The organism is uncultured Cedecea sp. (assembly GCF_947498825.1).
Taxonomy (GTDB): Bacteria; Pseudomonadota; Gammaproteobacteria; order Enterobacterales; family Enterobacteriaceae; genus JGM124.
The window spans coordinates 77092-98744 of the sequence record NZ_CANMLV010000017.1 but is presented as its reverse complement, the minus strand read 5'-3'; the positions used below and the strand labels follow the sequence as shown (position 1 = coordinate 98744).

25 protein-coding genes are annotated in these 21653 nt (G+C 48.8%); 13 read left to right on the top strand and 12 right to left on the bottom strand.

What is annotated here, in order from left to right; genetic code table 11:
* The first annotated feature begins 234 nt into the window (after positions 1-234).
* Genes Q1A40_RS16710 through Q1A40_RS16690 form a run of 5 tightly spaced genes read left to right on the top strand, consistent with a single transcriptional unit; the run spans position 235 to position 4096 of the window.
* Complete coding sequence (locus Q1A40_RS16710) at positions 235-2109, top strand: DUF2235 domain-containing protein (RefSeq protein ID WP_300002206.1); 1875 nt, start codon at positions 235-237, stop codon at positions 2107-2109.
* On the top strand, positions 2100-2756 hold the full coding sequence (locus Q1A40_RS16705) for a DUF2931 family protein (RefSeq protein WP_300002203.1): 657 nt from the start codon (positions 2100-2102) through the stop codon (positions 2754-2756). The genes Q1A40_RS16710 and Q1A40_RS16705 overlap by 10 nt, the downstream gene beginning before the upstream one ends.
* 54 nt (positions 2757-2810) lie before the next feature.
* Positions 2811-3104, top strand: coding sequence for a hypothetical protein (locus Q1A40_RS16700; protein WP_300002200.1), 294 nt, complete (start codon positions 2811-2813; stop codon positions 3102-3104).
* On the top strand, positions 3095-3748 hold the full coding sequence (locus Q1A40_RS16695; RefSeq protein WP_300002198.1) for a DUF2931 family protein: 654 nt from the start codon (positions 3095-3097) through the stop codon (positions 3746-3748). The genes Q1A40_RS16700 and Q1A40_RS16695 overlap by 10 nt, the downstream gene beginning before the upstream one ends.
* A 54-nt stretch (positions 3749-3802) precedes the next feature.
* A complete protein-coding gene (locus tag Q1A40_RS16690) occupies positions 3803-4096 on the top strand; it encodes a hypothetical protein (protein WP_300002195.1) in 294 nt (97 codons plus the stop codon).
* 73 nt (positions 4097-4169) lie between these two features.
* On the opposite strand, the gene Q1A40_RS16685 is transcribed toward Q1A40_RS16690, so the two are convergent.
* Positions 4170-4556, bottom strand: a complete 387-nt coding sequence (locus tag Q1A40_RS16685) for a hypothetical protein (protein ID WP_300002192.1) — start codon at positions 4554-4556, stop codon at positions 4170-4172.
* A gap of 1050 nt (positions 4557-5606) precedes the next feature.
* Here Q1A40_RS16685 and Q1A40_RS16680 point away from each other — a divergent pair.
* Positions 5607-6329 carry a hypothetical protein gene (locus tag Q1A40_RS16680; RefSeq protein ID WP_300002189.1) on the top strand — a complete coding sequence of 241 codons (723 nt, stop codon included), beginning with the start codon at positions 5607-5609 and terminating at the stop codon, positions 6327-6329.
* Positions 6330-6581: 252 nt separating this feature from the next.
* Positions 6582-6944 carry a protein YacL gene (yacL, locus tag Q1A40_RS16675; protein ID WP_300002187.1) on the top strand — a complete coding sequence of 121 codons (363 nt, stop codon included), beginning with the start codon at positions 6582-6584 and terminating at the stop codon, positions 6942-6944.
* A gap of 33 nt (positions 6945-6977) precedes the next feature.
* On the opposite strand, the gene speD is transcribed toward yacL, so the two are convergent.
* The 3 genes from speD to Q1A40_RS16660 all read right to left on the bottom strand — a co-directional run bounded on the left by speD (position 6978) and on the right by Q1A40_RS16660 (position 9112).
* Positions 6978-7772: an adenosylmethionine decarboxylase gene (gene speD / locus Q1A40_RS16670; RefSeq protein ID WP_300002184.1), complete on the bottom strand. Its 795-nt coding sequence runs from the start codon at positions 7770-7772 to the stop codon at positions 6978-6980.
* A 15-nt stretch (positions 7773-7787) separates the two neighbouring features.
* A complete protein-coding gene (gene speE / locus Q1A40_RS16665; RefSeq protein WP_300002181.1) occupies positions 7788-8654 on the bottom strand; it encodes a polyamine aminopropyltransferase in 867 nt (288 codons plus the stop codon).
* Positions 8655-8764: 110 nt separating this feature from the next.
* Positions 8765-9112, bottom strand: coding sequence for a YacC family pilotin-like protein (locus Q1A40_RS16660; RefSeq protein ID WP_300002179.1), 348 nt, complete (start codon positions 9110-9112; stop codon positions 8765-8767).
* Positions 9113-9226: 114 nt separating this feature from the next.
* Here Q1A40_RS16660 and cueO point away from each other — a divergent pair, with 114 nt between their 5' ends.
* A complete protein-coding gene (cueO, locus tag Q1A40_RS16655; protein WP_300002177.1) occupies positions 9227-10867 on the top strand; it encodes a multicopper oxidase CueO in 1641 nt (546 codons plus the stop codon).
* A gap of 86 nt (positions 10868-10953) precedes the next feature.
* Here cueO and Q1A40_RS16650 read toward each other — a convergent pair whose 3' ends face one another.
* On the bottom strand, positions 10954-12156 hold the full coding sequence (locus Q1A40_RS16650) for an MFS transporter (protein ID WP_300002175.1): 1203 nt from the start codon (positions 12154-12156) through the stop codon (positions 10954-10956).
* 138 nt (positions 12157-12294) lie between these two features.
* On the opposite strand from Q1A40_RS16650, the gene Q1A40_RS16645 reads away from it, so the two are divergent.
* Complete coding sequence (locus Q1A40_RS16645; RefSeq protein WP_300002172.1) at positions 12295-13185, top strand: LysR family transcriptional regulator; 891 nt, start codon at positions 12295-12297, stop codon at positions 13183-13185.
* Positions 13186-13288: 103 nt separating this feature from the next.
* On the opposite strand, the gene Q1A40_RS16640 is transcribed toward Q1A40_RS16645, so the two are convergent.
* On the bottom strand, positions 13289-13498 hold the full coding sequence (locus Q1A40_RS16640) for a YdgH/BhsA/McbA-like domain containing protein (protein WP_300002169.1): 210 nt from the start codon (positions 13496-13498) through the stop codon (positions 13289-13291).
* Between the two features lie 298 nt (positions 13499-13796).
* Here Q1A40_RS16640 and hpt point away from each other — a divergent pair, with 298 nt between their 5' ends.
* A complete protein-coding gene (gene hpt / locus Q1A40_RS16635) occupies positions 13797-14333 on the top strand; it encodes a hypoxanthine phosphoribosyltransferase (RefSeq protein WP_300002166.1) in 537 nt (178 codons plus the stop codon).
* 106 nt (positions 14334-14439) lie between these two features.
* Here the strand turns inward: hpt and can are convergent, their stop codons facing one another.
* On the bottom strand, positions 14440-15120 hold the full coding sequence (can, locus tag Q1A40_RS16630) for a carbonate dehydratase (RefSeq protein WP_300002163.1): 681 nt from the start codon (positions 15118-15120) through the stop codon (positions 14440-14442).
* A 186-nt stretch (positions 15121-15306) separates the two neighbouring features.
* Here can and Q1A40_RS16625 point away from each other — a divergent pair, with 186 nt between their 5' ends.
* From Q1A40_RS16625 to Q1A40_RS16615, 3 genes are read left to right on the top strand one after another with little or no spacing between them, the layout of a single operon-like run.
* On the top strand, positions 15307-16224 hold the full coding sequence (locus tag Q1A40_RS16625; protein WP_300002160.1) for an ABC transporter ATP-binding protein: 918 nt from the start codon (positions 15307-15309) through the stop codon (positions 16222-16224).
* On the top strand, positions 16221-16991 hold the full coding sequence (locus Q1A40_RS16620) for an ABC transporter permease (RefSeq protein WP_300002157.1): 771 nt from the start codon (positions 16221-16223) through the stop codon (positions 16989-16991). The genes Q1A40_RS16625 and Q1A40_RS16620 overlap by 4 nt, the downstream gene beginning before the upstream one ends.
* Before the next feature lie 53 nt (positions 16992-17044).
* Positions 17045-17482, top strand: coding sequence for a PTS sugar transporter subunit IIA (locus Q1A40_RS16615; RefSeq protein WP_300002154.1), 438 nt, complete (start codon positions 17045-17047; stop codon positions 17480-17482).
* 46 nt (positions 17483-17528) lie between these two features.
* On the opposite strand, the gene panD is transcribed toward Q1A40_RS16615, so the two are convergent.
* The 5 genes from panD to pcnB form a co-directional block, all read right to left on the bottom strand.
* Positions 17529-17909, bottom strand: a complete 381-nt coding sequence (gene panD / locus Q1A40_RS16610) for an aspartate 1-decarboxylase (protein ID WP_300002232.1) — start codon at positions 17907-17909, stop codon at positions 17529-17531.
* A 123-nt stretch (positions 17910-18032) separates the two neighbouring features.
* The gene (gene panC, locus Q1A40_RS16605; RefSeq protein WP_300002151.1) at positions 18033-18887 is read right to left on the bottom strand and encodes a pantoate--beta-alanine ligase; all 855 of its coding nucleotides are present in this window, start codon (positions 18885-18887) and stop codon (positions 18033-18035) included.
* A gap of 12 nt (positions 18888-18899) precedes the next feature.
* Positions 18900-19694, bottom strand: a complete 795-nt coding sequence (panB, locus tag Q1A40_RS16600; RefSeq protein WP_300002229.1) for a 3-methyl-2-oxobutanoate hydroxymethyltransferase — start codon at positions 19692-19694, stop codon at positions 18900-18902.
* A 45-nt stretch (positions 19695-19739) separates the two neighbouring features.
* Positions 19740-20219: a 2-amino-4-hydroxy-6-hydroxymethyldihydropteridine diphosphokinase gene (gene folK, locus Q1A40_RS16595; RefSeq protein WP_300002148.1), complete on the bottom strand. Its 480-nt coding sequence runs from the start codon at positions 20217-20219 to the stop codon at positions 19740-19742.
* A complete protein-coding gene (gene pcnB, locus Q1A40_RS16590) occupies positions 20216-21616 on the bottom strand; it encodes a polynucleotide adenylyltransferase PcnB (RefSeq protein WP_300002226.1) in 1401 nt (466 codons plus the stop codon). The genes folK and pcnB overlap by 4 nt, the downstream gene beginning before the upstream one ends.
* Positions 21617-21653: the final 37 nt, after the last annotated feature.

The window sequence follows — 21653 nt, the reverse complement described above, 5'->3', positions numbered from 1 at the left end:
CATGGCAGCATCGGCCAGATTTACGTTGATTTGATGACTGGATTTTCAACACTCAGAATACCGCAAGTAGCATGGTTACTGACGTCAACGAAAAGAGTAAATACAAACCAAGTTTTCTTTACCCGCTAAATACGCTCAAAAAATGCACTTGGCGTACAATTTCGTACGGTTGGACTTCAGACCCCGAGGGAGTATGATGTGCTTGGTTTATAACCATTTATGTCATGAGGGATTATGGCAACGGGATTTTTTTTGTATCACCTGGACAAGACCACCTGCGGGGGGCGCATTCTTTCCGGAGCGTCTGACGATACCTACGAAATAGGCGGCATTGAGCGACAGAAAGCCAGGTCTGGAGACCCGGTGACCTGCGGGAAGCATGAGGGGCGCTTCCGCGTCTGCGGTGGCATGGGGGACACCTACGAGGTGGGCGGAGAGCTGAAAGAGTGGGCGGGTTCGCTGGACAGCTACAGCTCCTGCCCGTGTAGCGCCCGGTTTATCCCGTCAGTCCAGACAGACACTTATGAGAGCGACTCTAACGTCGGTCGTGTGGCAGAACGGGCTGAGACCGCGAGGAAAAAAGCGCAGGCGTCAGAGCCTGAACAGCGTGCACAGGCGGCGAAGAAGAAGCGGGAAATCACGCTGACGATTGGGGTGTTTTTTGACGGCACCGGCAATAATGCGGATAACAGTGCAGCGCGTCAAAAGGCCTGCAATGGTGATCATGTTGGGCTGAATGATGCCGATACCCATTCTGCTTTAATTCAGTGTACCCGACTGAAACGGGGTTACAGCGGCACCGCTGCCGGGAGCCATCTTGGTTATTACACCAATGTGCACTGGCTGAAAACGCTGTATAACCAAGATATCACCCCCGATGAAGGGTATGGGCAATATGCTATTTATATCGAGGGAATTGGTACGGAAAGCGGGGAAGGCGACAGCGGTTACGGGATGGCGACTGGCCGGGGTGAAACCGGCGTAGTCAGAAAAACTGATAAGGCGGTTGCTGCACTGGCTGCAGCTGTTGGCGGTTATTTAGTTAAATATTCCGATGCGCGTTCCTGTGTCATCAAAGAACTGCATTTTGATATTTTCGGGTTCAGCCGCGGGGCGGCAACAGCGCGGCATTTTGCCAACCGGGTATTCAGTCAGGACAGCGCCATTATTGCGGCCATCAGGTCAGGGCTGGGTGACGTTGAGTTCTCAGGTATCCCCGGCGGTAAAACCCGTTTTCTGGGGATATTTGATACCGTAGCAGCCATTGGTACACCTACGAATGGCCTTAATCCTCATAGCGCCGATACCGGGGACGTGAATATCGTGCTGCGTCCGGGTGTGGCGGAGAAGGTTTTTCATATCACCGCGCAGCACGAATGCCGGTTTAACTTTGCGCTGAACAGCGTAAAACCGGCGTGGCCGGAGCTGGCTCTGCCGGGTGTGCATTCCGACATTGGCGGTGGTTATAACCCCGTCGAACACGAAGCCTATTTTCTGACCCGGCCGCAGTTTGAAACTGTACCCCTTCCCACTTCCGATACGGAAACGCGGATTTACCGGCAGACCTGCGAGCAACTTAACGTGATGGACAGCTATCCGGCGATATCACCGCTGCTGAATGCGGTGGAGGTGAACGCAGATACCTGGCATGACGACAGGATGCCCGCTGACCGCTACGGCATGCTGCAAAAGCGTAGCGGTGCGGCGTTGATCATTGACCGGCCGACACGTAACGACTGGTCGAAAGTGGTGCTGCGGGTGATGCTCGATGCGGCACAGGATGCGGGTGTGGTATTCCATCCTATCCGAGACTCGAATATAGAATTAAAACTTCGGCCAGAACTTATTCGTTTATGTGAAAAAGCGATAGTGATGGGGCGTGCCGCCCGAAACGGTCAGTCTGCTATCGGCTTTACCACCCCGGAAATCCATGCACTGGCAGAAAAGTATCTGCACTGCTCGGCCAACTGGAACAGCGTGGTCAGAGACGGGCAGGGAATGGTTACCGGGGCGGTCAAACCGGCGAAATTGATGACCTTCACCAACCGACCGGACGAGCGCTGGCAGCGGACGGTCTACGATATGGACGGGAATAAAACATGGAAATAATTCGTCTGGCCGGACTGCTTTCTGTACTGACGTTGACGGCCTGCAACGGGGCCAGTCAGCGCAACGCCGTCGCCGCCAAAAACGATGTGCCCACCGAGTGGAAATTTGATTTTTTCACGCCGAAGGCGCTGCCTGCGCTGGTGACGTTTGCCATTGTTCAGGATGCTGACGGAACGATTTACCGGTTTAATACGCTGAACAGCACACCCGATCTGCCTAAAGTTATCGGTGAGTGGAATGATAAAGATCGCGCTCCCGGAGGCTACTGGAATCACGTTGAACGTCCTCCTAAACATATTCTTTTTTGCTGGGATTCCATTATTGATAAAAAGGTGTATGAAACACATCTCACTTTATCAGCCGCCGTTGTGGAAAAAATGCGCAGTCCCAGCGGGAAAAGCGATCCGTACAATAATACTTATGACACTGTGCTAATTGGTCTGGCTCCGGAAGGCAAGGTAGCTGTTTGGATACAGGGCATAGGATTTGAGCCTAATTATCGCGTAACGCCGTCAATCCTGAATACCGTGTCCGGGGATAAATTAGATATATGCAAAGGGATAACCAAGAGCGATTTTTCTTATGGGTATGACAAAGACATAAAAGATTTTATTAAGGGGAAGGTGTATCCGTATGGTGCCTGGTAGACCTAGCCTATTTCGGAAGATCAGGGGCTAAATTATAAAAGGATTCTTGAATCTGTGCCAGATTTTGCACTGCGCTCGGAACTCAACAGTCTGTGTGAAAAAGCCATTGTGATGGGGCGTGCCGTCCGAAACGGTCAGTCTGCTATCGGCTTTACCACCCCGGAAATCCATGCGCTGGCAGAAAAGTATCTGCACTGCTCGGCCAACTGGAACAGCGTGGTCAGAGACGGGCAGGGAATGGTCACCGGGGCGGTCAAACTGGCGAAATTGATGGCCTTCACCAACCGACCGGACGAGCTCTGGCAGCGGACGGTCTACGATATGGACGGGAATAAAACATGGAAATAATTCGTCTGGCCGGACTGCTCCCGGTGCTTGTTCTGACGGCCTGTCACAGTGCAGGCCAGTCCAATACTGTTGTCAAAAGCGATGTGCCGACAGAGTGGTATTTTAACTTTTTCACGCCGAAGGCGCTGCCCGCATTGGTGACGTTCGCCGTTATTTTTGATGCTGACGGTGGGGTATCGCGGTTTGTTACGTTGAACAGTACTCCAGATATGCCCGGCGTTATCGGGGAATGGAACGATCGAGATCGGGCGCCGGGGGGCCACTGGAATCACGTCCAGTACCCGCCAAAGCAGTTTTTTTTCTGCTGGGATTCGGTAATAGATAAAAAGGTGTATGAAACCTACCTGACCCTGCCTGATGACGTTGTGGAAAAGATGCGTAGTGCCAGCGGGAAAAGTGATCCGTACCATAATACCTATGACACCGTGCTAATTGGTCTGGCACCGGAAGGAAAGGTGGCTGTCTGGCTGCAGGGCATAGGATTTGAGCCTAATTATCGCATCACACCGTCAGTTCTAAAAACTGTCTCCGGGGATAAATTAGACATTTGTAAAGGGATAACCAAGAGCGATTTTTCTTATGGGTATGACAAAGACATAAAAGATTTTATTAAGGGGAAGGTGTATCCGTATGGTGTCTGGTAGACCTAACCGATTTCGGAAGGTCAGGGGCTAAGTTATAAAAGGATTCTTGAATCTGTGCCAGATTTTGCACTGCGCTCGGAACTCAACAGCCTGTGTGAAAAAACTATTGTGATGGGGCGTGCTGCCCGAAATGGGCAATCTGCTATCGGCTTTACCACCCCGGAAATCCATGCGCTGGCAGAAAAGTATCTGCACTGCTCGGCCAACTGGAACAGCGTGGTCAGAGACGGCCAGGGGATTGTCACCGGGGCGGTCAAACCGGCTAAACTGGTGACCTTCACCAATCGACCGGATGAGCGCTGGCAGCGGACGGTCTATGATATGGACGGAAATAAAACATGGAAGTGAGTTCGTCTGATCAGTTTTCCTAATCATAGAAATAATGGCCTGTCTGCAATGCAGGCCAAACTACTTACTGGATTTATCTTTTTTCTCTTATTTCTCGGGTCTTACCTTTGCTATCTAAATGAGGTATGAGTCCGTAATTATCGAAATTCATCATGAAATATTCGCAACCGTGGTAGTCAACAGATTGCTCAACCGAGGTTATAACCGGTTTTTTACCTGTCTGTTTAATCTGTAATTTAACCCATCCTTTCAACATGTCGTCATGAGTTTCTTTATCGTAAAACCCCTTTTCGTAGCATTGGTTGATGTAGCTTCCTGTATTTAATGTCTGGTTATTTTGTTTTTGGATACTGGAGGGAGCTGGTATGGCTGCATTACCATCTGGCCCTATATGTGGATAGCATCCAGATAATATGAACATCATAGGTATAAATATTGTGTAGAAGGCATTCCTTGGCATGATGATCTTCCCGTTTGTTCTTGGCGTAGTGCGGTGTCAGTACAGCCTTATGTTCAGATAATATGTTTTTTTGGGGATGCTGGCGATACAAGTATCAAAGGATCTTCTTGAGATCCTTTTTATCTGGGCGTAATCTCCTGCTCAGAAACGAAAAAACCCGCCAGAGGCGGGTTGGTTCGGGTTCTTTGAGCTTGCAACTCTCGGAACCGGACGGTAACTGGACTTTAGCGGGAACAGTCACCAAATCTGTACGGTCAGTTTAGCCTCTAAAGGCTGATGCCTTCAAGTAGTCGTATATATTTATATGAAGATATATGCGTAAGTAACCTCCCTCTGATTCCCCAGTTACCAATGGCTACCGCCACTGGAGATTCGTTGTGCCTTTCAGGGGTGGACTCAGGAGAACAGTTACCTGAACGGGCGCGGTAGTCGGACTAAACGGGGAGTTCGTGCATATAGTCCAGCTTGGAGCGAACTGCCTGAGCGGAACCGAGTGTCAGGCGTGGTATAAGAAAACGCGGCCAATAAGGGGTTTAAAGCCTGATGGAACGAAAACGTACGTTAAGAACGTAACTATATGATTTTAAGTCTATAAGTCGCGTGGCAGCATCGGACAGATTTACGTTGATTTGATGACTGAATTTTTAACACTCAGAATGCTGCAAGTAGCATGGTTACTGACGTCAACGAAAAGAGTGAATATAAACCAAGTTTTCTTTACCCGCTAAATACGCTCAAAAAATGCACTTGGCGTACAATTTCGTACGGCTGGACTTCAGACCCCGGCAACACCTTCTGTCAGTTCAGTTCCCGCTTCGCCGCTGATACATTAAATGGCAACACAATGTAGCAAGATTACATGAAGGAACGTGTTGAGTAGTTGCCACGGGTCTTATCGGCAGGCACAATCGTTGCCCGATATTTGTAGGATAAAACGTCTTTGACAGCACACGGAATTGTCTTAGATTGGCCTGATACCATTAATATTTACTACCGCCTTAGCTATATTGAGCTGAAAGCAACAATTCACTAACAGGAAATTCAAATACTATGATTCAGCGTATTCTCCCGGCTGTAATTGGGATAGCTCTTCTAATAAGCGGATGCGCAAAAAAACAAGAAAATCAGGAGAGTGCCAGCTTTAGTATGGGGGCAACCTTACTAAAGGTCGCACACCTTCCTTCACCAATAGCTGATGGTTCTGATTTGTTTATCACTGTCGATGGCAAAGAAGCGGGCCTGCTCCCGACGGGAGAAGCCATGCTGCTTCAGGTTCCTGCGGGTGAACATGAGGTCGCAGGCTATGCCCGATCCCTGGTAGGCCGAGTGACTATTCCTGGCTTAAAAGTCACAACCGTAGCAGACCAGCCACGCTTTGTTGCCTACCGGGTTGCGCGAAACACGCCGTTGTTTAGCGTGCGTGGGATAGATCCTCTACCCAAGTCGGCACCTCTTCCGGAAAAACAAGTGGCAGAGTCCGAACCCCTGCCAGCGAGGGTGCAACTTACTCCACAAGAACCTGAAAGCCCACCTGAAAGTACGCCACAGCAGTCACCTGAGGCAATGACCTCAGTAAACCCGGAAAGCCCCCCTACAGCGCTACAGAACGAAGCTGAAACAGAGTCAACTTCTGCAGATAGCGAAACGGCTGTCACATCCGAGGCATCTGATCCTTCCTCTGTGGCTGCAGAGCCAAGGGGCAATGCTGAATCATCGGTCGCTGAGAAGCCAAAACAGCCAGAGGCAACGGTTTCTGAAAATGCTGTTCCTTAGGCAATCGGTTTCAGGTTTTATGTTTTGCGCTTGATGGTTAAAAATGACATAGCGGCACGGTTTTCTTGTCATAATAAGCGTATTAATACCAGTAATGCAGGGTATATACCCGTCATACTTCAAGTTGCCTGGGTGTTACCTGCATCCAGCCCGCCGAATCACAGAGTTTATCTATGCTCATCGACGGGCTGAATTGGGTGCCTACAAGCAACTCGAATTATTTTGGGTATAAACCCGAAACAGGAATACATCATGGAATATGAATTTTTACGAGATATCACCGGCCAGGTTCGTGTCCGGATGTCGATGGGCCATGAAGTCGTCGGACACTGGTTTAATGAAGAAGTAAAAGGTGACTTAACCTTGTTGGATGAAGTTGAGCAAGCGGCGTTGTCCGTCAAAGGGAGTGAGCGCCAGTGGCAGCATGTCGGACATGAATATACGCTGTGGCTCGATGAAGAAGAGGTCATGATCCGCGCTAATCAATTAGCCATCTCCGGGGACGAAATGGAAGAGGGAATGAGCTATTACGATGAAGAGAGTCTTTCTTTCTGTGGCGTGGAAGACTTTCTGCAGGTGGTGGATGCCTACCGGGAATTTTTGCAGGGTAGGTAAATAACGTGGAGCATTACCGCTCCACGCTTGTCATCATACTGTCGGAATATTACGCGCGTAGTAGATTTCACGCATCTCTTTCCACAACAGGTCGGTTATTGTTTTACGTTCCTGTGGGCTGAGGTCATCAGGATTGATATTAAACAGGTAGTGTTTAAGGTCAAACTCCTTCAGTAACATCTTGGTATGGAAGATATTTTCCTGATAGACGTTCACATCCACCATGTCGTACAGCGCTTTCATATCTTCAGACATAAAATTCTGAATTGAATTAATTTCATGATCGATAAAATGTTTCATGCCGTTCACATCGCGGGTGAAACCACGTACCCGATAGTCGATGGTGACAATATCGCTTTCCAGCTGGTGGATCAGATAATTCAGGGCGTTCAGCGGCGAAATAACCCCACAGGTCGAGACTTCAATATCGGCTCTGAAGGTACAAATTCCACCTTCCGGGTGGCTTTCCGGATAGGTATGAACACAGATATGGCTTTTATCAAGGTGCGCGACAATCGCATCGGGTAGTGGGCCGGGATGTTCAGACTGATCGATACTCTGCGGATCGATGGGTTCTTCGCTAACCAAAATAGTGACACTGGCTCCCTGAGGCTCATAGTCCTGGCGGGCAATATTTAAAATATTAGCGCCGATAATAGAACAAGTCTCGCTCAGGATCTCTGTCAGGCGATTAGCGTTATACAGCTCGTCAATATAAGCGATATAGCCATCACGCTGATCGGCGGTTTTCGCATAGCAAATATCGTAGATACAAAAACTGAGGCTTTTGGTCAGATTGTTAAAGCCATGAAGTTTAAGCTTTTTCAATTTATGAGGATCTCCTCAGGCGGACGATAGGGATAAGGCATTTTGCAAATATTGTGGCAATGCAAATGCTGCTGTATGAATGGCTGGATTATAATAGCGACACGTTATACCCGCTTTATGGAAGCGTGCCTGAATCAGTTCACTCGACAGATGGCGCATACCTGGATTATCACTGGCCCATGCAAAAGTCATGATACCGCCAAAATAGGTAGGAATAGCGGCCTGGTAGAAACTGACATCCTGAAATGAGTGGCTGAGTTTACGATGGCTATCAATTGCCTCATCCTGCTGTAAAAAGCAGACCCCGTTTTGAGCAACAAAAATACCGTTAGGGTTCAGGCAGCGATGGCACCCTTCATAAAATGCCGAAGTGAAAAGTGATTCTCCGGGTCCGATAGGGTCAGTACAGTCGGAAATAATGACATCAAAGGTTTGTGATGTCTGATTAACGAAATTGACACCATCATCGATAACCAGTTTAAAGCGGGGATCGTCGTAGCTTCCGGCACTGTGATTGGGCAGATACTGACGGCAAAAAGAGACCACTCCTGCATCAATCTCTACCATCGTAATGGTTTCAACCGTTTTATGACGCGCAACTTCGCGGAGCATACCGCCGTCACCGCCGCCGATGATCAACACGTGTTTTGCCTGACCATGGGCAAACAAGGGGACATGTGCCATCATTTCATGATAGATAAATTCGTCACGCTCCGTCGTTTGTACTACACCATCCAGCGCCATAACGCGACCAAAAGCCGCATTTTCGAAAATAATCAGATCCTGATGACAGGTCTTTTCATGATAGAGCACATTATCGATGGCAAAGTACTGGCCAAACTTATCATGCAGCGTTTCTTGCCACACCGATTTTTGGGTCATCGCTGACACCTCCTCTATTGACTCTATTGAAAAGAAAGCAAAATATCATAGCTAACAATGAGCAGGGATGCACGGTCATTGTTTCAACAGAAAAAAAGGAGAGGGGAGGCTTATTTCACATAAGCCAGCAGATTAAGGGAGTCCTGCGCCAGTGCTTTACATTTTTTATCAGTGGCAATTTTTATACCGCTCAGATCGTTGTAACTTTCTTCACCCAGTGCCTTCATATTCACCTGATCGTAATTACTCAGATCCCATCTGTTCTGCCGGGCAAAAAAAACTAGCGCACGCCGTATCTGTTCATTGGGCAGATTCTGGTAACCACAGTCATTTTTCAAAAAGACAAAAACGGCCGTTAAATCAGCCAGATCTTCAGCTTCAGATTCACTCAATGCCATACTGCTGGCAGAGTAGCTCAGCAATGCACCCAGTAATAATGTCTTTACTCTGATGTTCATCACATCCACCATCTCGTATCAGGTAATAAACGTTAACACAGTTAAACCGGACGAGACGATATTTATTATTCGCATTATCATCGTCTTTCTCTTGACTGACAAAAGGAGTTGAATGTGCATCGTCGTGATTTTATTAAGTATTCTATGGCTATTGGCGCTTTCAGCGCACTGCCACTTTGGAGTCGTACGGCCTTGGCAGCGACACGCCCTGCATTACCGATCCCGGCATTGTTGACTGCTGACGCTAAAAATCATATTCGTTTAAATATTAATGCCGGAACGACACAGTTCGCCGATAAGCTTGCTACCACTTACGGTTATAACGGTTCTCTGCTGGGACCAGCATTAAAACTACGTCAAGGTAAAACCGTCACCGTTGATATCACCAATAATCTGCCAGAAGAAACTACGGTTCACTGGCATGGTCTTGAAGTTCCGGGCGAAGTTGATGGCGGGCCGCAGGGAGTCATTGGTATCGGCGCCAGCCGGAGTGTGACTTTTACGCCACAACAGCGGGCGGCAACCTGTTGGTTTCACCCCCACCAGCACGGACAAACCGGGCGTCAGGTCGCGATGGGGCTGTCAGGTCTGGTACTGATTGATGATAATGAAAGCGGTCAGCTCCGCCTTCCTTCCCTTTGGGGCATTGATGATGTGCCGCTGATAATTCAGGATAAACGCTTTACACCTCAGGGACAAATCGATTACCAGCTGGATGTGATGACGGCAGCGGTTGGCTGGTTTGGTGATACCTTGTTGTGTAATGGCGCAGTTTATCCGCAGCACGCCAACCCGCGCGGCTGGTTACGCTTACGTCTGTTAAATGGCTGCAATGCCCGATCGTTAAAAATTGCTGCCAGCGATAATCGTCCACTCTATGTTGTTGCCAGCGATGGTGGATTTTTAGCTGAACCGGTGAAGCTCAATGAACTGGAATTATTGATGGGGGAACGTTTTGAAGTGCTGGTGGATACCTCTGATGGCCAGCCTTTTGATATCGTCACTCTGCCGGTTCAACAGATGGGCATGACCGTTGCGCCATTCGACCATGCGGTGCCGGTTGTTCGTATTCAGCCGCTGACTATTCCGGGCTCCGGCGAACTCCCTGATAAGCTGGTAGATGTTCCTGCCTTACCTGTATCCAGTGGACTGGCTGAACGTCATTTCCATCTGATGATGGATCCTAAGCTTGATATGCTTGGCATGCAGGCCTTGATGGCGAAATACGGGATGCAAGCGATGGCGGGCATGGGACATGGGGCAATGGGCCACTCTGGAATGGATCATTCTGGAATGGCAATGGGGCAGAATGCTAAGGGGAATAACAGCGGCAGCTCAATGGGGCATATGCAACATGGCAAGGGACAGCATGGAGGGATGGCACATGGTAACGATAAATCCGCTTTTGACTTTCATAATGCCAATAGCATTAACGGTAAGCCTTTTGAGATGAATACTGCAGCCTTTACTGTACCGAAAGGGCAACTTGAGAAATGGGTGATTTCGGGGGTCGGCGATATGATGCTGCATCCCTTCCATATTCATGGTACTCAGTTCCGTATTCTGAGTGAGAATGGCAAACCGGTTGCTGCACATCGTCAGGGCTGGAAAGATACCGTAAAAGTGGAAGGAGCGGTGAGTGAGGTGCTGGTGCGCTTTGATCATCATGCGGCTAAGGAACATGCTTATATGGCGCACTGCCATCTGCTGGAACATGAAGATACCGGTATGATGCTTGGCTTTAGCGTGGCTTAGTTGCCATAAATGCTGCATTTCAGGGAGCCGATGCCTTGATATCATCGAGGCATCCTCTCCCTTATCTTAAGCTGAACCTCTTTGATTTAGCGTTCTTTGCGGCGGTGTTGTGCCGTTAACCATTGCACGGCGCAAGCTACGATGGCCATTATCCCCCCAAGCAGCGATACGCCGGTCCAGCCCGCCAGACCCCAGACCAGGGTCGCTGCCGCTGAACCGAGTGCTCCACCGAGAAACATCGCGCCCATAAAGACCGTATTCAATCGTGAACGGGCCTCAGGCCTGAGTGCATAGACAATATGTTGATTGGATACCAGTACACTTTGTACCGCAAAATCGAGCAGAATACATCCCACCACCAGACCTGCAACGGAAGTCCAGAAACCGAATAAGACCCAGGAGATCAGGGTTAATAGCGTTCCGCCTAAAATAATTTTATAAGGTCCCTGGCTATCGGCGATACGGCCTGCAAAAGGTGCTGCCAGCACCCCCGTTGCGCCGATAATGCCAAACAGACCTGCAGTTTGTGCATTCAACCCAAACATTGGCTCTTCGAGACGCAGAGCCAGCACTGTCCAGAAGACGGTAAACGAGCCGAATAATAGTGCCTGAGTTACCGCGGCAGTACGCAATTCGCTAAACTCACGCCAGAGATGGATGATGGAACCCATCAGGCGAACGTATGAGGTCTTTGCTGAGGGGGCACTCTTTGGCAGTGAACAAGCCATAAGCCCCCCGGCAATCAGTGCCAAAGGAACGCCCAGCCAGAACATGGCCCGCCAGCCATAGTGACTGGCAACAAATCCTGAAAGGGTACGACTGAGTAAAATACCGCAGAGTACGCCTGACATGACTGTCCCGACAACGGCCCCTCTTCTGCCCGGCTCTGCAAGTTGTGCCGCAAACGGTACTATCTGTTGGGCAACTGTTGATGCCATCCCGAGGAAAAACGAGGCGATCAGTAATATCGCTGCTGAGGGGGCAAGGGCCGCCGCGACCAGCATGACAGTCAGTATGGCGAACTGCGTAATAATGATTCGACGGCGTTCAACAAGATCGCCCAAAGGGACCAGGGCGAACAAGCCAATGGCATAGCCGAGCTGGGTGGCAGTGGGTACCATCGCTGTCAGTGAACCTGGAAGCTCTTGTTCCAGGATCCCCAGCATCGGCTGGTTATAGTAGATATTGGCAACGGCGAGCCCGGCGGAAACGGCCATCGCAAATGTCATGCCGGTGCTTAATTGTGGTGAACTGCTTAACTCTTTTTCCAGCACACTGATATTACCCATGATTATCCCTCTGGCCTCCTTCCACACATCTCAGACGTTGAGATGAGGGGGAGCGCGACTTGAGGTTAACTATGGCTCTATCACGAAAAATAGTGTAGATGTGTAATTCGTTACGTCAATATAACGGAAATCGAGATAATGAAGTTTGAGGATATCGAAGTTTTTGTTGAAGCAGTGCAAACCGGTAGCCTGGCGGGTGCTGCCCGACGGCTCTCTGTCAGCGCCATGGCGGCATCAAGAAGCTTGAATAATCTTGAATCGGAACTCGGTGTCAGGTTGGTCCATCGCACGACTCGGTCACTTTCACCTACCAGTGACGGGGAGATGTTTTATCCCCATGCCGTCTCTTTACTGGAGGGGCAGGCGAATGCGCTGGCAGATTTGCGTCCGGCAGGAAGTGCTCTTACCGGACACCTCAGGATCACAGCATCGGCAGCCTTTAGTCGAAAAGTTGTCGCGCCTATGTTACCCGCATTTATGCTGCAACATCCCTTGCTACGTGTTGATTTGGTGAGTACCGATGAACAGCTGGATATTGTGGATAAAGGCATTGATGTGGCGATACGTATTGCGCCTCTGCGGGACAACCGGTTAGTTGCCCGGCGACTGGCGAATAATCCACGGGTACTGTGTGCGGCCCCCTCTTATCTGAATTCCTATGGTTCCCCAGAGTCAGTCACCGACTTGCTGACTCATAGCTGTTTGGTCAATATCGGCACATCACACTGGTTTTTTGAATGCGGAGAAAAGCGTATTCGGCAGAAGGTCTCTGGCCGTTTTGCTGCGAGTTCGATCGACGCGATATTTGAAGCTTGTGCAGGGGGGTTGGGAATAGCCAATCTTTCCCGATGGTATGTTGCTCCCTTCCTTGAGACAGGCGCGGTAAACGAAATTGTCTTAGAAGATGCGAAGTCGGAGACGCTGAATATTTGGGCGGTCTATCCTACTTCCCGGCTGGTTCCCTTGAAAGTGAGAAAGTTTATCGAAGCTTTGGAGCAGCATCTTGCACAGAATGGAGAGGGGGGTTAACTGAGCTCTGTTTTTGATAGTGATACCGGTATTCAGAAAACCAAAAGCCTCAACTAAGAGGCCTTTTGTTTTCTTTATCAGTCAGGTGAAAATAACGTCTGGCTTATTTATCCAGCTGGGCAGTCATATGCACCCGGTTATTAACAATGGCGCTGGTGATGGAGTAGTTAGCACCTTGCTCAGCGGCTTTGGCTGCGATTTTAGCTTCTGCTGCATCCAGCGTAGAGGCGGTAGTACTGATACTTTGTGCGAAGGCACCCACAGACATCAGAGAAAGAGCAGTAACTGCAACAAAAGTTTTGATTGTATTCATGGTCATATTCCTTAAGCTTCATTATTCATTGGAAGGCGCTGTCGGCCTGATGTGGTAAATAATAGAGGACAGGATGATTGAATGAAATCAGAACTATTTGCTTTTCTTTGTCAAAATAATTGATGTTAAGTGCAGGCTAAGAGCAATAATGCCATTTTGTTTTACTGCTCAGCATTGAAACAGCCTCGATTGCAGATGTCAGGGTAAATTACTGGTATACTTCCGGCCTTAATATTTAATGCAGACATCAATTGCCTCTGCTTAAATTTATTTATCTTAAAATCAATTGGTTACATTTATGAAACATACCGTTGAAGTCATGATCCCGGAAACGGAACTTAAAGCCCGTATTGCAGAACTAGGACGTCAGATAACCGAACACTATCGCGATAGTGGTAGTGATATGGTGCTGGTGGGATTACTGCGTGGGTCATTTATGTTTATGGCTGACTTATGCCGTGAAGTTCAGGTATCTCACGAAGTCGATTTTATGACTGCTTCCAGCTACGGCAGCGGCATGTCTACGACACGTGATGTGAAAATTCTGAAAGATCTTGATGAAGATATTCGCGGTAAGGATGTGCTGATTGTCGAAGATATTATCGACTCCGGTAATACACTGAGCAAAGTGCGTGAAATCCTCAGCTTGCGTGGGCCAAAATCGTTGGCTATCTGCACACTGCTTGATAAACCTACCCGTCGTGAAGTTCAGGTTCCGGTTGAGTTTGTCGGTTTTTCCATTCCCGATGAATTTGTCGTCGGCTATGGCATTGACTACGCGCAGCGTTATCGTCACCTGCCATATGTCGGTAAAGTTGTGATGCTGGACGAGTAGAAACTCTTAGTAACAGGGCCTGAACGGGCCCGTCATCGTTTTCTGATACTCCACAGCTATCCGGAGCCTCTTTAAAGGCCGTTATCGCTAACTACATTCGTTGAATTTATTGAGAAGATGTGAGATCGCGATGACCGCGATTGGTTTGCTTAAAATTTGCGATGCCACAGCGATAACCTCGTTCCAGTGATTCACGGCTGGTTGATGTGACTTCCAGATCCCGTAAGCGTCCGTCATGGATACCATAAACCCAGCCATGAACGGTCACTTTCTGGCTGCGTTTCCAGGCTGACTGCAGGATGGTTGAGTGACCAATATTGTAGACTTGCTCCATAACATTGAGTTCACATAAAGCATCCATTCGTTCTTCTGAGGGTAATTGCCCCAGCAGCGAACTGTGCTTAAACCACAAATCACGAATATGCAGCAACCAGTTATCGATAAGACCGAGTTCAGAATTATCCACTGCGGCCTGAACACCACCACAACCGTAGTGGCCACAGATAATAATATGCTCAACTTCAAGTACATCCACTGCGTACTGGACGACGGACAAACAATTCAGGTCGGTATGAATAACCAGGTTAGCGACATTGCGATGAACAAAAAGCTCACCAGGTTCAAGCCCCGTGAGACGCTCTGCGGGAACACGACTGTCAGAACAGCCAATCCACAAAAAACGGGGTTTTTGGGTTTGCGCGAGTCGCTCAAAAAAACCGGGGTCTTCATCGACTATCAAAGAGGACCATTGTTCATTGTTACGAATTATCGTATCGATATCGGACATAAAAGGTGAACTGCCTGTAACTGGATGATTGCGTTCAGCTAATATAGGGCAACTTAAATTATTATACACGTCATACTTAAAGCTACAGGCTCTGGTCTATGTCATTTATCCTGGCCACTGAAGAGCATTCTTCTCCTGTAGTCCAAACTATTTTGTATACAGTAGCGAAAAGGTAAGTGAGTCCCCATGACAATTGCATTGGAACTGGAACAGTTAACCAAAACCTATCCTGGTGGTGTCCGGGCTTTACGCGGCATTGACTTGCGTGTGGAAGCGGGCGATTTTTACGCTTTACTGGGCCCTAATGGTGCTGGTAAATCAACGACTATCGGAATTATCAGTTCACTGGTTAATAAAACCTCCGGTAATGTACGCGTTTTTGGCTATGACCTGCAAAAAGATGTGGTCAATGCCAAGCGTCAGCTTGGGCTGGTTCCCCAGGAGTTTAACTTTAACCCATTTGAGACGGTACAACAGATAGTGGTCCACCAGGCGGGCTATTATGGTGTAGAGCGTCCTGAAGCGATTAAACGTAGTGAAAAGTATTTAAAACAGCTCGATTTATGGGAAAAGCGCAATGAACGTGCGCGCATGTTATCAGGTGGCATGAAACGCCGTTTAATGATAGCCCGTGCCTTAATGCATGAGCCGAAGCTGCTGATCCTCGATGAACCTACCGCAGGCGTCGATATCGAGCTACGCCGTTCGATGTGGGGCTTTCTTAAAGACCTCAACGACAAAGGCACTACCATTATTCTTACCACTCACTATCTCGAGGAGGCGGAAATGCTGTGTCGTAATATCGGCATTATTCAGCATGGTGAGCTGGTAGAAAATACCTCAATGAAGTCTTTGCTGGCAAAATTAGAGTCCGAGACATTTATCCTCGATTTAGCGCCAAAATGCCCGCTGCCGGTACTGGATGGTTACCGCTATCGTTTAGTGGATACTTCAACGCTGGAAGTCGAAGTGCTGCGTGAGCAGGGGATTAATAGTATTTTCAGTCAGCTTAGCGCACAAGGGGTACAGGTGCTGAGCATGCGTAACAAGGCTAACCGCCTTGAAGAATTATTTGTGACCTTGGTGAATGGAGAGTCCTCATGATGCATTTATATTGGGTCGCGCTGAAAAGTATCTGGGTTAAAGAAATTCATCGTTTTGCCCGAATCTGGATACAAACTCTGGTGCCGCCTGTGATTACCATGTCACTGTATTTTGTCATCTTCGGTAACCTGATTGGCTCACGTATTGGCGAGATGCATGGCTTCAGTTATATGCAGTTTATTGTTCCCGGCCTGATTATGATGTCGGTTATCACTAACGCTTATACCAATGTGGCCTCATCGTTTTATAGCGCCAAATTCCAGTATAATATTGAAGAACTGCTCGTCGCCCCGGTTCCGACCCATATTATTATTGCCGGTTATGTTGGCGGTGGTGTGGCGCGTGGTTTGTGTGTGGGTATTCTGGTCACCGTGGTGTCATTATTTTTTGTTCCCTTCCAGGTACACTCCTGGCTGTTTATCGCTCTGACCCTGATATTAACTGCGATACTGTTTTCTTTGGCGGGATTATTGAATGCGGTATTTGCGAAATCTTTTGATGATATCAGTCTGATCCCAACTTTTGTCTTAACCCCTCTGACCTATCTGGGCGGTGTATTTTACTCTCTGACACTGTTACCGCCATTTTGGCAGACGCTGTCGCAGCTAAACCCTGTCGTCTATATGATAAGTGGTTTTCGTTTCGGCTTCTTAGGGATAGCCGACGTGTCTCTGGCAACGACAGTTGGCGTGCTGATTAGCTTTATTGTCGGTTTTTATTTGCTGTGCTGGTATCTGATTGAACGTGGTACCGGATTACGTTCCTGATACCTTTGTTATGTCCTCCTGGTGACAGGAGGACTGAGCGGAGAACGACTTCTATGCTAGGCTGGATCATCGCCGGACATGACTCTTATGCACGAGACATGCTGGATACACTTGAAAAATGCCTGGGGCCCTTGCCTCAGTGCTGTGGCGTGAATTTTGAAAAAGGCATGAGTACCCATATGCTGTCGCGAATGATGTGCGATGCACTTCATGTCTGTGATTCGGGGGAGGGCGTTATTTTTCTGACCGATGTTACCGGCGAGGAACCTTATCGCGCAGCGGCATTGCTCAGCAATAAACATGATTTCTGCGAAGTGATTTCAGGTGCCAGTTTATCATTGCTGTGTGCGATGAACGAATACCGTACTTTGCTATCCAGCGACGCTTTTCGGGAGCAGATTGTGACGATGGGGGGAGAGTCAGTGACGAGCCTCTGGCATCAACAGCAAAAGCATCCGCCTTTTGTGCTTATCGAACGCACATATCCGTAACTCAAGAAAAGTGATTTCCCCGCCTGAAAAACAGACGGGGAAGGAGTCAGGCAACCTGTACCGGAACGGCTTTCGCAAGACGTTTCATCTCGTTTGCACCCTCAAAATAGGCTACTTTAGGCTTCCAGGTACGCGCCTGTTCATCCGGCATAGTGACATAGCTGGCGATGATTAAAATATCATCTACTGCGGCACAGTGCGCCGCGGCGCCGTTAACAGAAATAATCTTTGAGCCACGTTCACCGGCGATAGCGTAAGTAGAGAAACGCTGACCATTCGTCACGTTATAGATATCAATCGCTTCGTATTCCAGAATTCCGGCAGCATCTAAAAAGTCCTGATCTATAGCACAGGAACCTTCGTAGTGGAGACAGGCTTGAGTCACCTTGACACGGTGTAACTTGCCTTGCAGCATGGTGCGGATCATAACTAAACCTTTTTGGTTGATGACTTCTGGGCTATTAACGCCCATGTTTTGTCATCCTTTTCAACCGACTTTGTCGGTATCATCAATGAATGGACGCAGTATTACCCGTTTTTAGCATGTTGTCTACGGGGCTAAAATGACCACTTGATTGTCGATTAAACGTGCGTTGCCCAGCCAGGCTGCCGCCAGGATAACCGCTCTTTGACTTTTCTCACTCAGCGGTTGCAAAGTATCGGCATCACGAATATCCAGCGCATCGGGACGGAAACCTTTTTGCTCAAGTTCCTGATTAGCAAGCTGTACCATCGACTCCAAATCGCGCTGTCCGTTCAGCAGACTCTGGGCCAGGCTATTGATGACCTGATTGAGTCCCGGAGCCACTTTACGTTCACTTGCGCTCAGGTAACCATTACGTGAGCTGAGTGCCAGGCCATCTTTGGCTCTGACGGTCGGCACACCAATAATTTGAATGTCATAACCCATATCCGCGACCATTTTGCGGATCAGAGCCAGTTGCTGGTAATCCTTCTCGCCAAAACAGGCAATATCGGGTTGTACCAGGTTGAACAATTTACTGACAATCGTCGACACACCACGGAAATGACCCGGGCGGCTTTCGCCTTCGAGAATGGTCGATATACCCGGTACATCAACCGTTGTCTGGGTATCCAACCCCTGCGGATAGATATCTTTAGGTGCTGGGGTAAAAACTAAATCGACTTTTTGACGGTTCAGTTTTTCGCAGTCGTCTTGCAGGGTGCGTGGATAACGGGCCAAATCATCCTGACGTTCAAACTGCATCGGGTTAACGAAGATACTCACTATTACGATATCTGCACGTGCTTTAGCTTGTTCAACTAGCGTCAGGTGGCCTTCGTGCAGGTTACCCATTGTTGGCACCAAAGCCACACGCTTACCTTCCTGACGAAAACGACGGATCTGCTGACGCAGCAGTGGCAATGTCTCAATAATTAGCATGACAACTCTCTTCTACTGGAAACTGTGTTCATCACCCGGATACAGACCGGACTCGACTTCGGCAATATACTGACGAACCGCAGCACGCGCATCACCGGTTTCAGCAAGGAAATTTTTTGCAAACTTAGGAATATGGCCGCCGGTAATACCGAATGCATCATGCATGACGAGGATCTGACCATCGGTCGCATTACCGGCCCCAATACCAATAACCGGAATTATCAATGCTTCGGTAATACGTTGCGCCAGTTTGACTGGGACGCACTCTAATACCAGTAGTTGTGCACCTGCGGCTTCCAGCGCCAGGGCATCATCCAGCAGGGTTTGTGCCGCATCCGCGTCTCGTCCCTGAATTTTATAGCCGCCAAAAATATTGACCGACTGCGGCGTCAGACCAATATGTCCGCAGACGGGGACAGCGCGCTCGGTTAACAGGCGAACCGTGTCAGACAACCAACGTCCACCTTCTACTTTCACCATATTTGCGCCTGCCCGCATCAGCGTCGCTGCGTTAACAAAGGTGTGTTCGGGCGTAGCATAGGACATAAAAGGCAGGTCAGCGATAACCAGTCCGGCAGGTATGCCGCGGCGCACGGCACGGGTATGATAGGCAATATCGTCAACGGTGACAGGCAGAGTGGAGTCATGACCCTGAATGGTCATACCCAGTGAATCACCAACCAGAACCACGCCAATACCTTCGTCGGCAAATAATTTAGCGAAACTAAAATCGTAGGCCGTCAGTGTGGCGAATTTTTTCTTTTCTTGCTTTAGCTGACGCAGTGTTGAGATTGTGGTGGATTTCATCATCTTCTCCAGAGAAAAGAGCGGACAAATGGACTGATGTACCGATCACCAGGCGGTTATTCCCTCAAGGGAAAGTGCTGCCAGTGTGTCCCGTACAGTATGTCCATCAGGGAAACGACATTCAGGCGCAATTTCCAGTAATGGCAGCAGCATGAACGCCCGATTTTTCATGTCATAATGGGGGACTGTCAGACGCGAAGTCGTGATGACTTCGTTGCCAAACAGCATAATATCGAGATCCAAAGTCCGTGGTCCCCAGCGCTCCGCTTTGCGTACTCTACCCTGTTCCAGCTCGATGCGTTGTGTCTGAGTGAGCAGTTCGTCGGCTGACAAAGTGGTTTCCAGAGCAACAGCAGCATTAAGATAGTCGGGTTGATTGGGAGGACCTAAAGGCGGGGTACGGTAAAACGAGGAGACCGCCACAATGTGGCTGTCTCTAATGGTAGCAATCGCTTCCAGCGCTGAAGAGACTTGTTCCAGCGGGGAAGCCTGATTGCTGCCAAGAGCGATATACGCGAGGGTCATGCCTGGCCGCGCGGGGTATGTTTACGCGGACGACGGTGACGACGACGAATGGCGGGTTCATCACCAAGATTAAGTAGCATATCCTTTTGCAGTGAAGGTGTCGCAACCTGGAACTCTCCCCACCACTTGGTCAGGCGTAACAGTTCCTGGTTATTTTCCACTTCAGCACGTAAGGCCAGTAAATCATAAGCTGCACGGAACTTAGGATGCTCCATAAGCTTCCAGGCGCGCTTACCCTGACGACGTGACAGACGTAATTGCAGCCCCCACATATCACGGACCAAAGTCGTAATACGTTTAGGAATAGCCAGCGCACGACAGGCTTCATCCAGCACATCATTCATGGCCATCGCAAAGGCATCGTAATAGGCAAGCCCGCTTTCCTGGGTGATTTTTTGTGCCATTTCCAGCAGTGGATACCAGAGCATAGTGGCGAACAGAAATGCCGGATTAACGCGCATATCATTCTGAATACGGTTATCGGTATTTTTCAGTACCCGCTCAATCATATGTTCCATTGAGCTGTCATTCTGTTCCGTGAAGTTACGTGTAATTATCGGGAACATAGGCTGGAACAGATGATACTGACGCAACAACAAATAGGTTTGATAACCATAGCCCGCTTGTAGCAGCTTAAGCGACTCTTCATACAGACGTGCTGGTGGTACATCATTGAGCAGCGTGGCGAGACGGGAGATAGGTTCAGCAGTCTCCGGGCTTATCGTCATATTGAGCTTGGCGGCAAAACGCACTGCACGCAACATGCGTACAGGATCCTCACGATAGCGAGTCTCCGGCGTACCAATCAGACGAATAATACCTTGGTTAAGGTCAGACAGGCCGCCAACATAATCACGTACGGTGAAGTCAGCAACACTGTAATAGAGGCTGTTGATAGTAAAATCACGGCGCTGAGCATCTTCTTCGATCGAGCCGAAGATATTGTCGCGCAATAGCATACCGTTTTCGCCACGTTGCGATATCTGCCGGTCTTCAGAAGGTTGTTCTTCATGATGACCACGGAAAGTCGCAACCTCAATTATTTCTGGTCCAAACATAATATGAGCCAGACGAAAGCGGCGGCCGACCAGACGACAGTTACGGAACAGTTTACGAACCTGTTCGGGTGTCGCATTGGTGGTCACATCGAAATCTTTTGGTTTTGTACCCAACAGAAGATCACGGACACCGCCACCGACCAGATAGGCTTCATATCCAGATTTATTCAGGCGATAGAGCACCTTGAGGGCGTTTTCACTGATATCTTTGCGAGAAATAGCGTGCTTGTCACGCGGAATAACCGTGATGTGCGGGGAAGGTTCACTCTCCTCGGCCACGATATTTTCATTATCGCGGTTAAGCACCTTGCGGCAAAAATTAGCGACTCGGGTAAAAATGGTCCACCTCAGTAGTGTCAATCATGGGTACAAAAAA

Coding starts and splice junctions, on each gene's coding strand:
- Q1A40_RS16710 (WP_300002206.1), top strand. CDS start 235: ATGGCAACGGGATTTTTTTTGTATCACCTGGACAAGACCACCTGCGGG.
- Q1A40_RS16705 (WP_300002203.1), top strand. CDS start 2,100: ATGGAAATAATTCGTCTGGCCGGACTGCTTTCTGTACTGACGTTGACG.
- Q1A40_RS16695 (WP_300002198.1), top strand. CDS start 3,095: ATGGAAATAATTCGTCTGGCCGGACTGCTCCCGGTGCTTGTTCTGACG.
- Q1A40_RS16685 (WP_300002192.1), bottom strand. CDS start 4,556: ATGCCAAGGAATGCCTTCTACACAATATTTATACCTATGATGTTCATA.
- Q1A40_RS16680 (WP_300002189.1), top strand. CDS start 5,607: ATGATTCAGCGTATTCTCCCGGCTGTAATTGGGATAGCTCTTCTAATA.
- yacL (WP_300002187.1), top strand. CDS start 6,582: ATGGAATATGAATTTTTACGAGATATCACCGGCCAGGTTCGTGTCCGG.
- speE (WP_300002181.1), bottom strand. CDS start 8,654: ATGACCCAAAAATCGGTGTGGCAAGAAACGCTGCATGATAAGTTTGGC.
- Q1A40_RS16660 (WP_300002179.1), bottom strand. CDS start 9,112: ATGAACATCAGAGTAAAGACATTATTACTGGGTGCATTGCTGAGCTAC.
- Q1A40_RS16650 (WP_300002175.1), bottom strand. CDS start 12,156: ATGGGTAATATCAGTGTGCTGGAAAAAGAGTTAAGCAGTTCACCACAA.
- Q1A40_RS16645 (WP_300002172.1), top strand. CDS start 12,295: ATGAAGTTTGAGGATATCGAAGTTTTTGTTGAAGCAGTGCAAACCGGT.
- Q1A40_RS16640 (WP_300002169.1), bottom strand. CDS start 13,498: ATGAATACAATCAAAACTTTTGTTGCAGTTACTGCTCTTTCTCTGATG.
- hpt (WP_300002166.1), top strand. CDS start 13,797: ATGAAACATACCGTTGAAGTCATGATCCCGGAAACGGAACTTAAAGCC.
- can (WP_300002163.1), bottom strand. CDS start 15,120: ATGTCCGATATCGATACGATAATTCGTAACAATGAACAATGGTCCTCT.
- Q1A40_RS16625 (WP_300002160.1), top strand. CDS start 15,307: ATGACAATTGCATTGGAACTGGAACAGTTAACCAAAACCTATCCTGGT.
- Q1A40_RS16620 (WP_300002157.1), top strand. CDS start 16,221: ATGATGCATTTATATTGGGTCGCGCTGAAAAGTATCTGGGTTAAAGAA.
- Q1A40_RS16615 (WP_300002154.1), top strand. CDS start 17,045: ATGCTAGGCTGGATCATCGCCGGACATGACTCTTATGCACGAGACATG.
- panD (WP_300002232.1), bottom strand. CDS start 17,909: ATGATCCGCACCATGCTGCAAGGCAAGTTACACCGTGTCAAGGTGACT.
- panC (WP_300002151.1), bottom strand. CDS start 18,887: ATGCTAATTATTGAGACATTGCCACTGCTGCGTCAGCAGATCCGTCGT.
- panB (WP_300002229.1), bottom strand. CDS start 19,694: ATGAAATCCACCACAATCTCAACACTGCGTCAGCTAAAGCAAGAAAAG.
- folK (WP_300002148.1), bottom strand. CDS start 20,219: ATGACCCTCGCGTATATCGCTCTTGGCAGCAATCAGGCTTCCCCGCTG.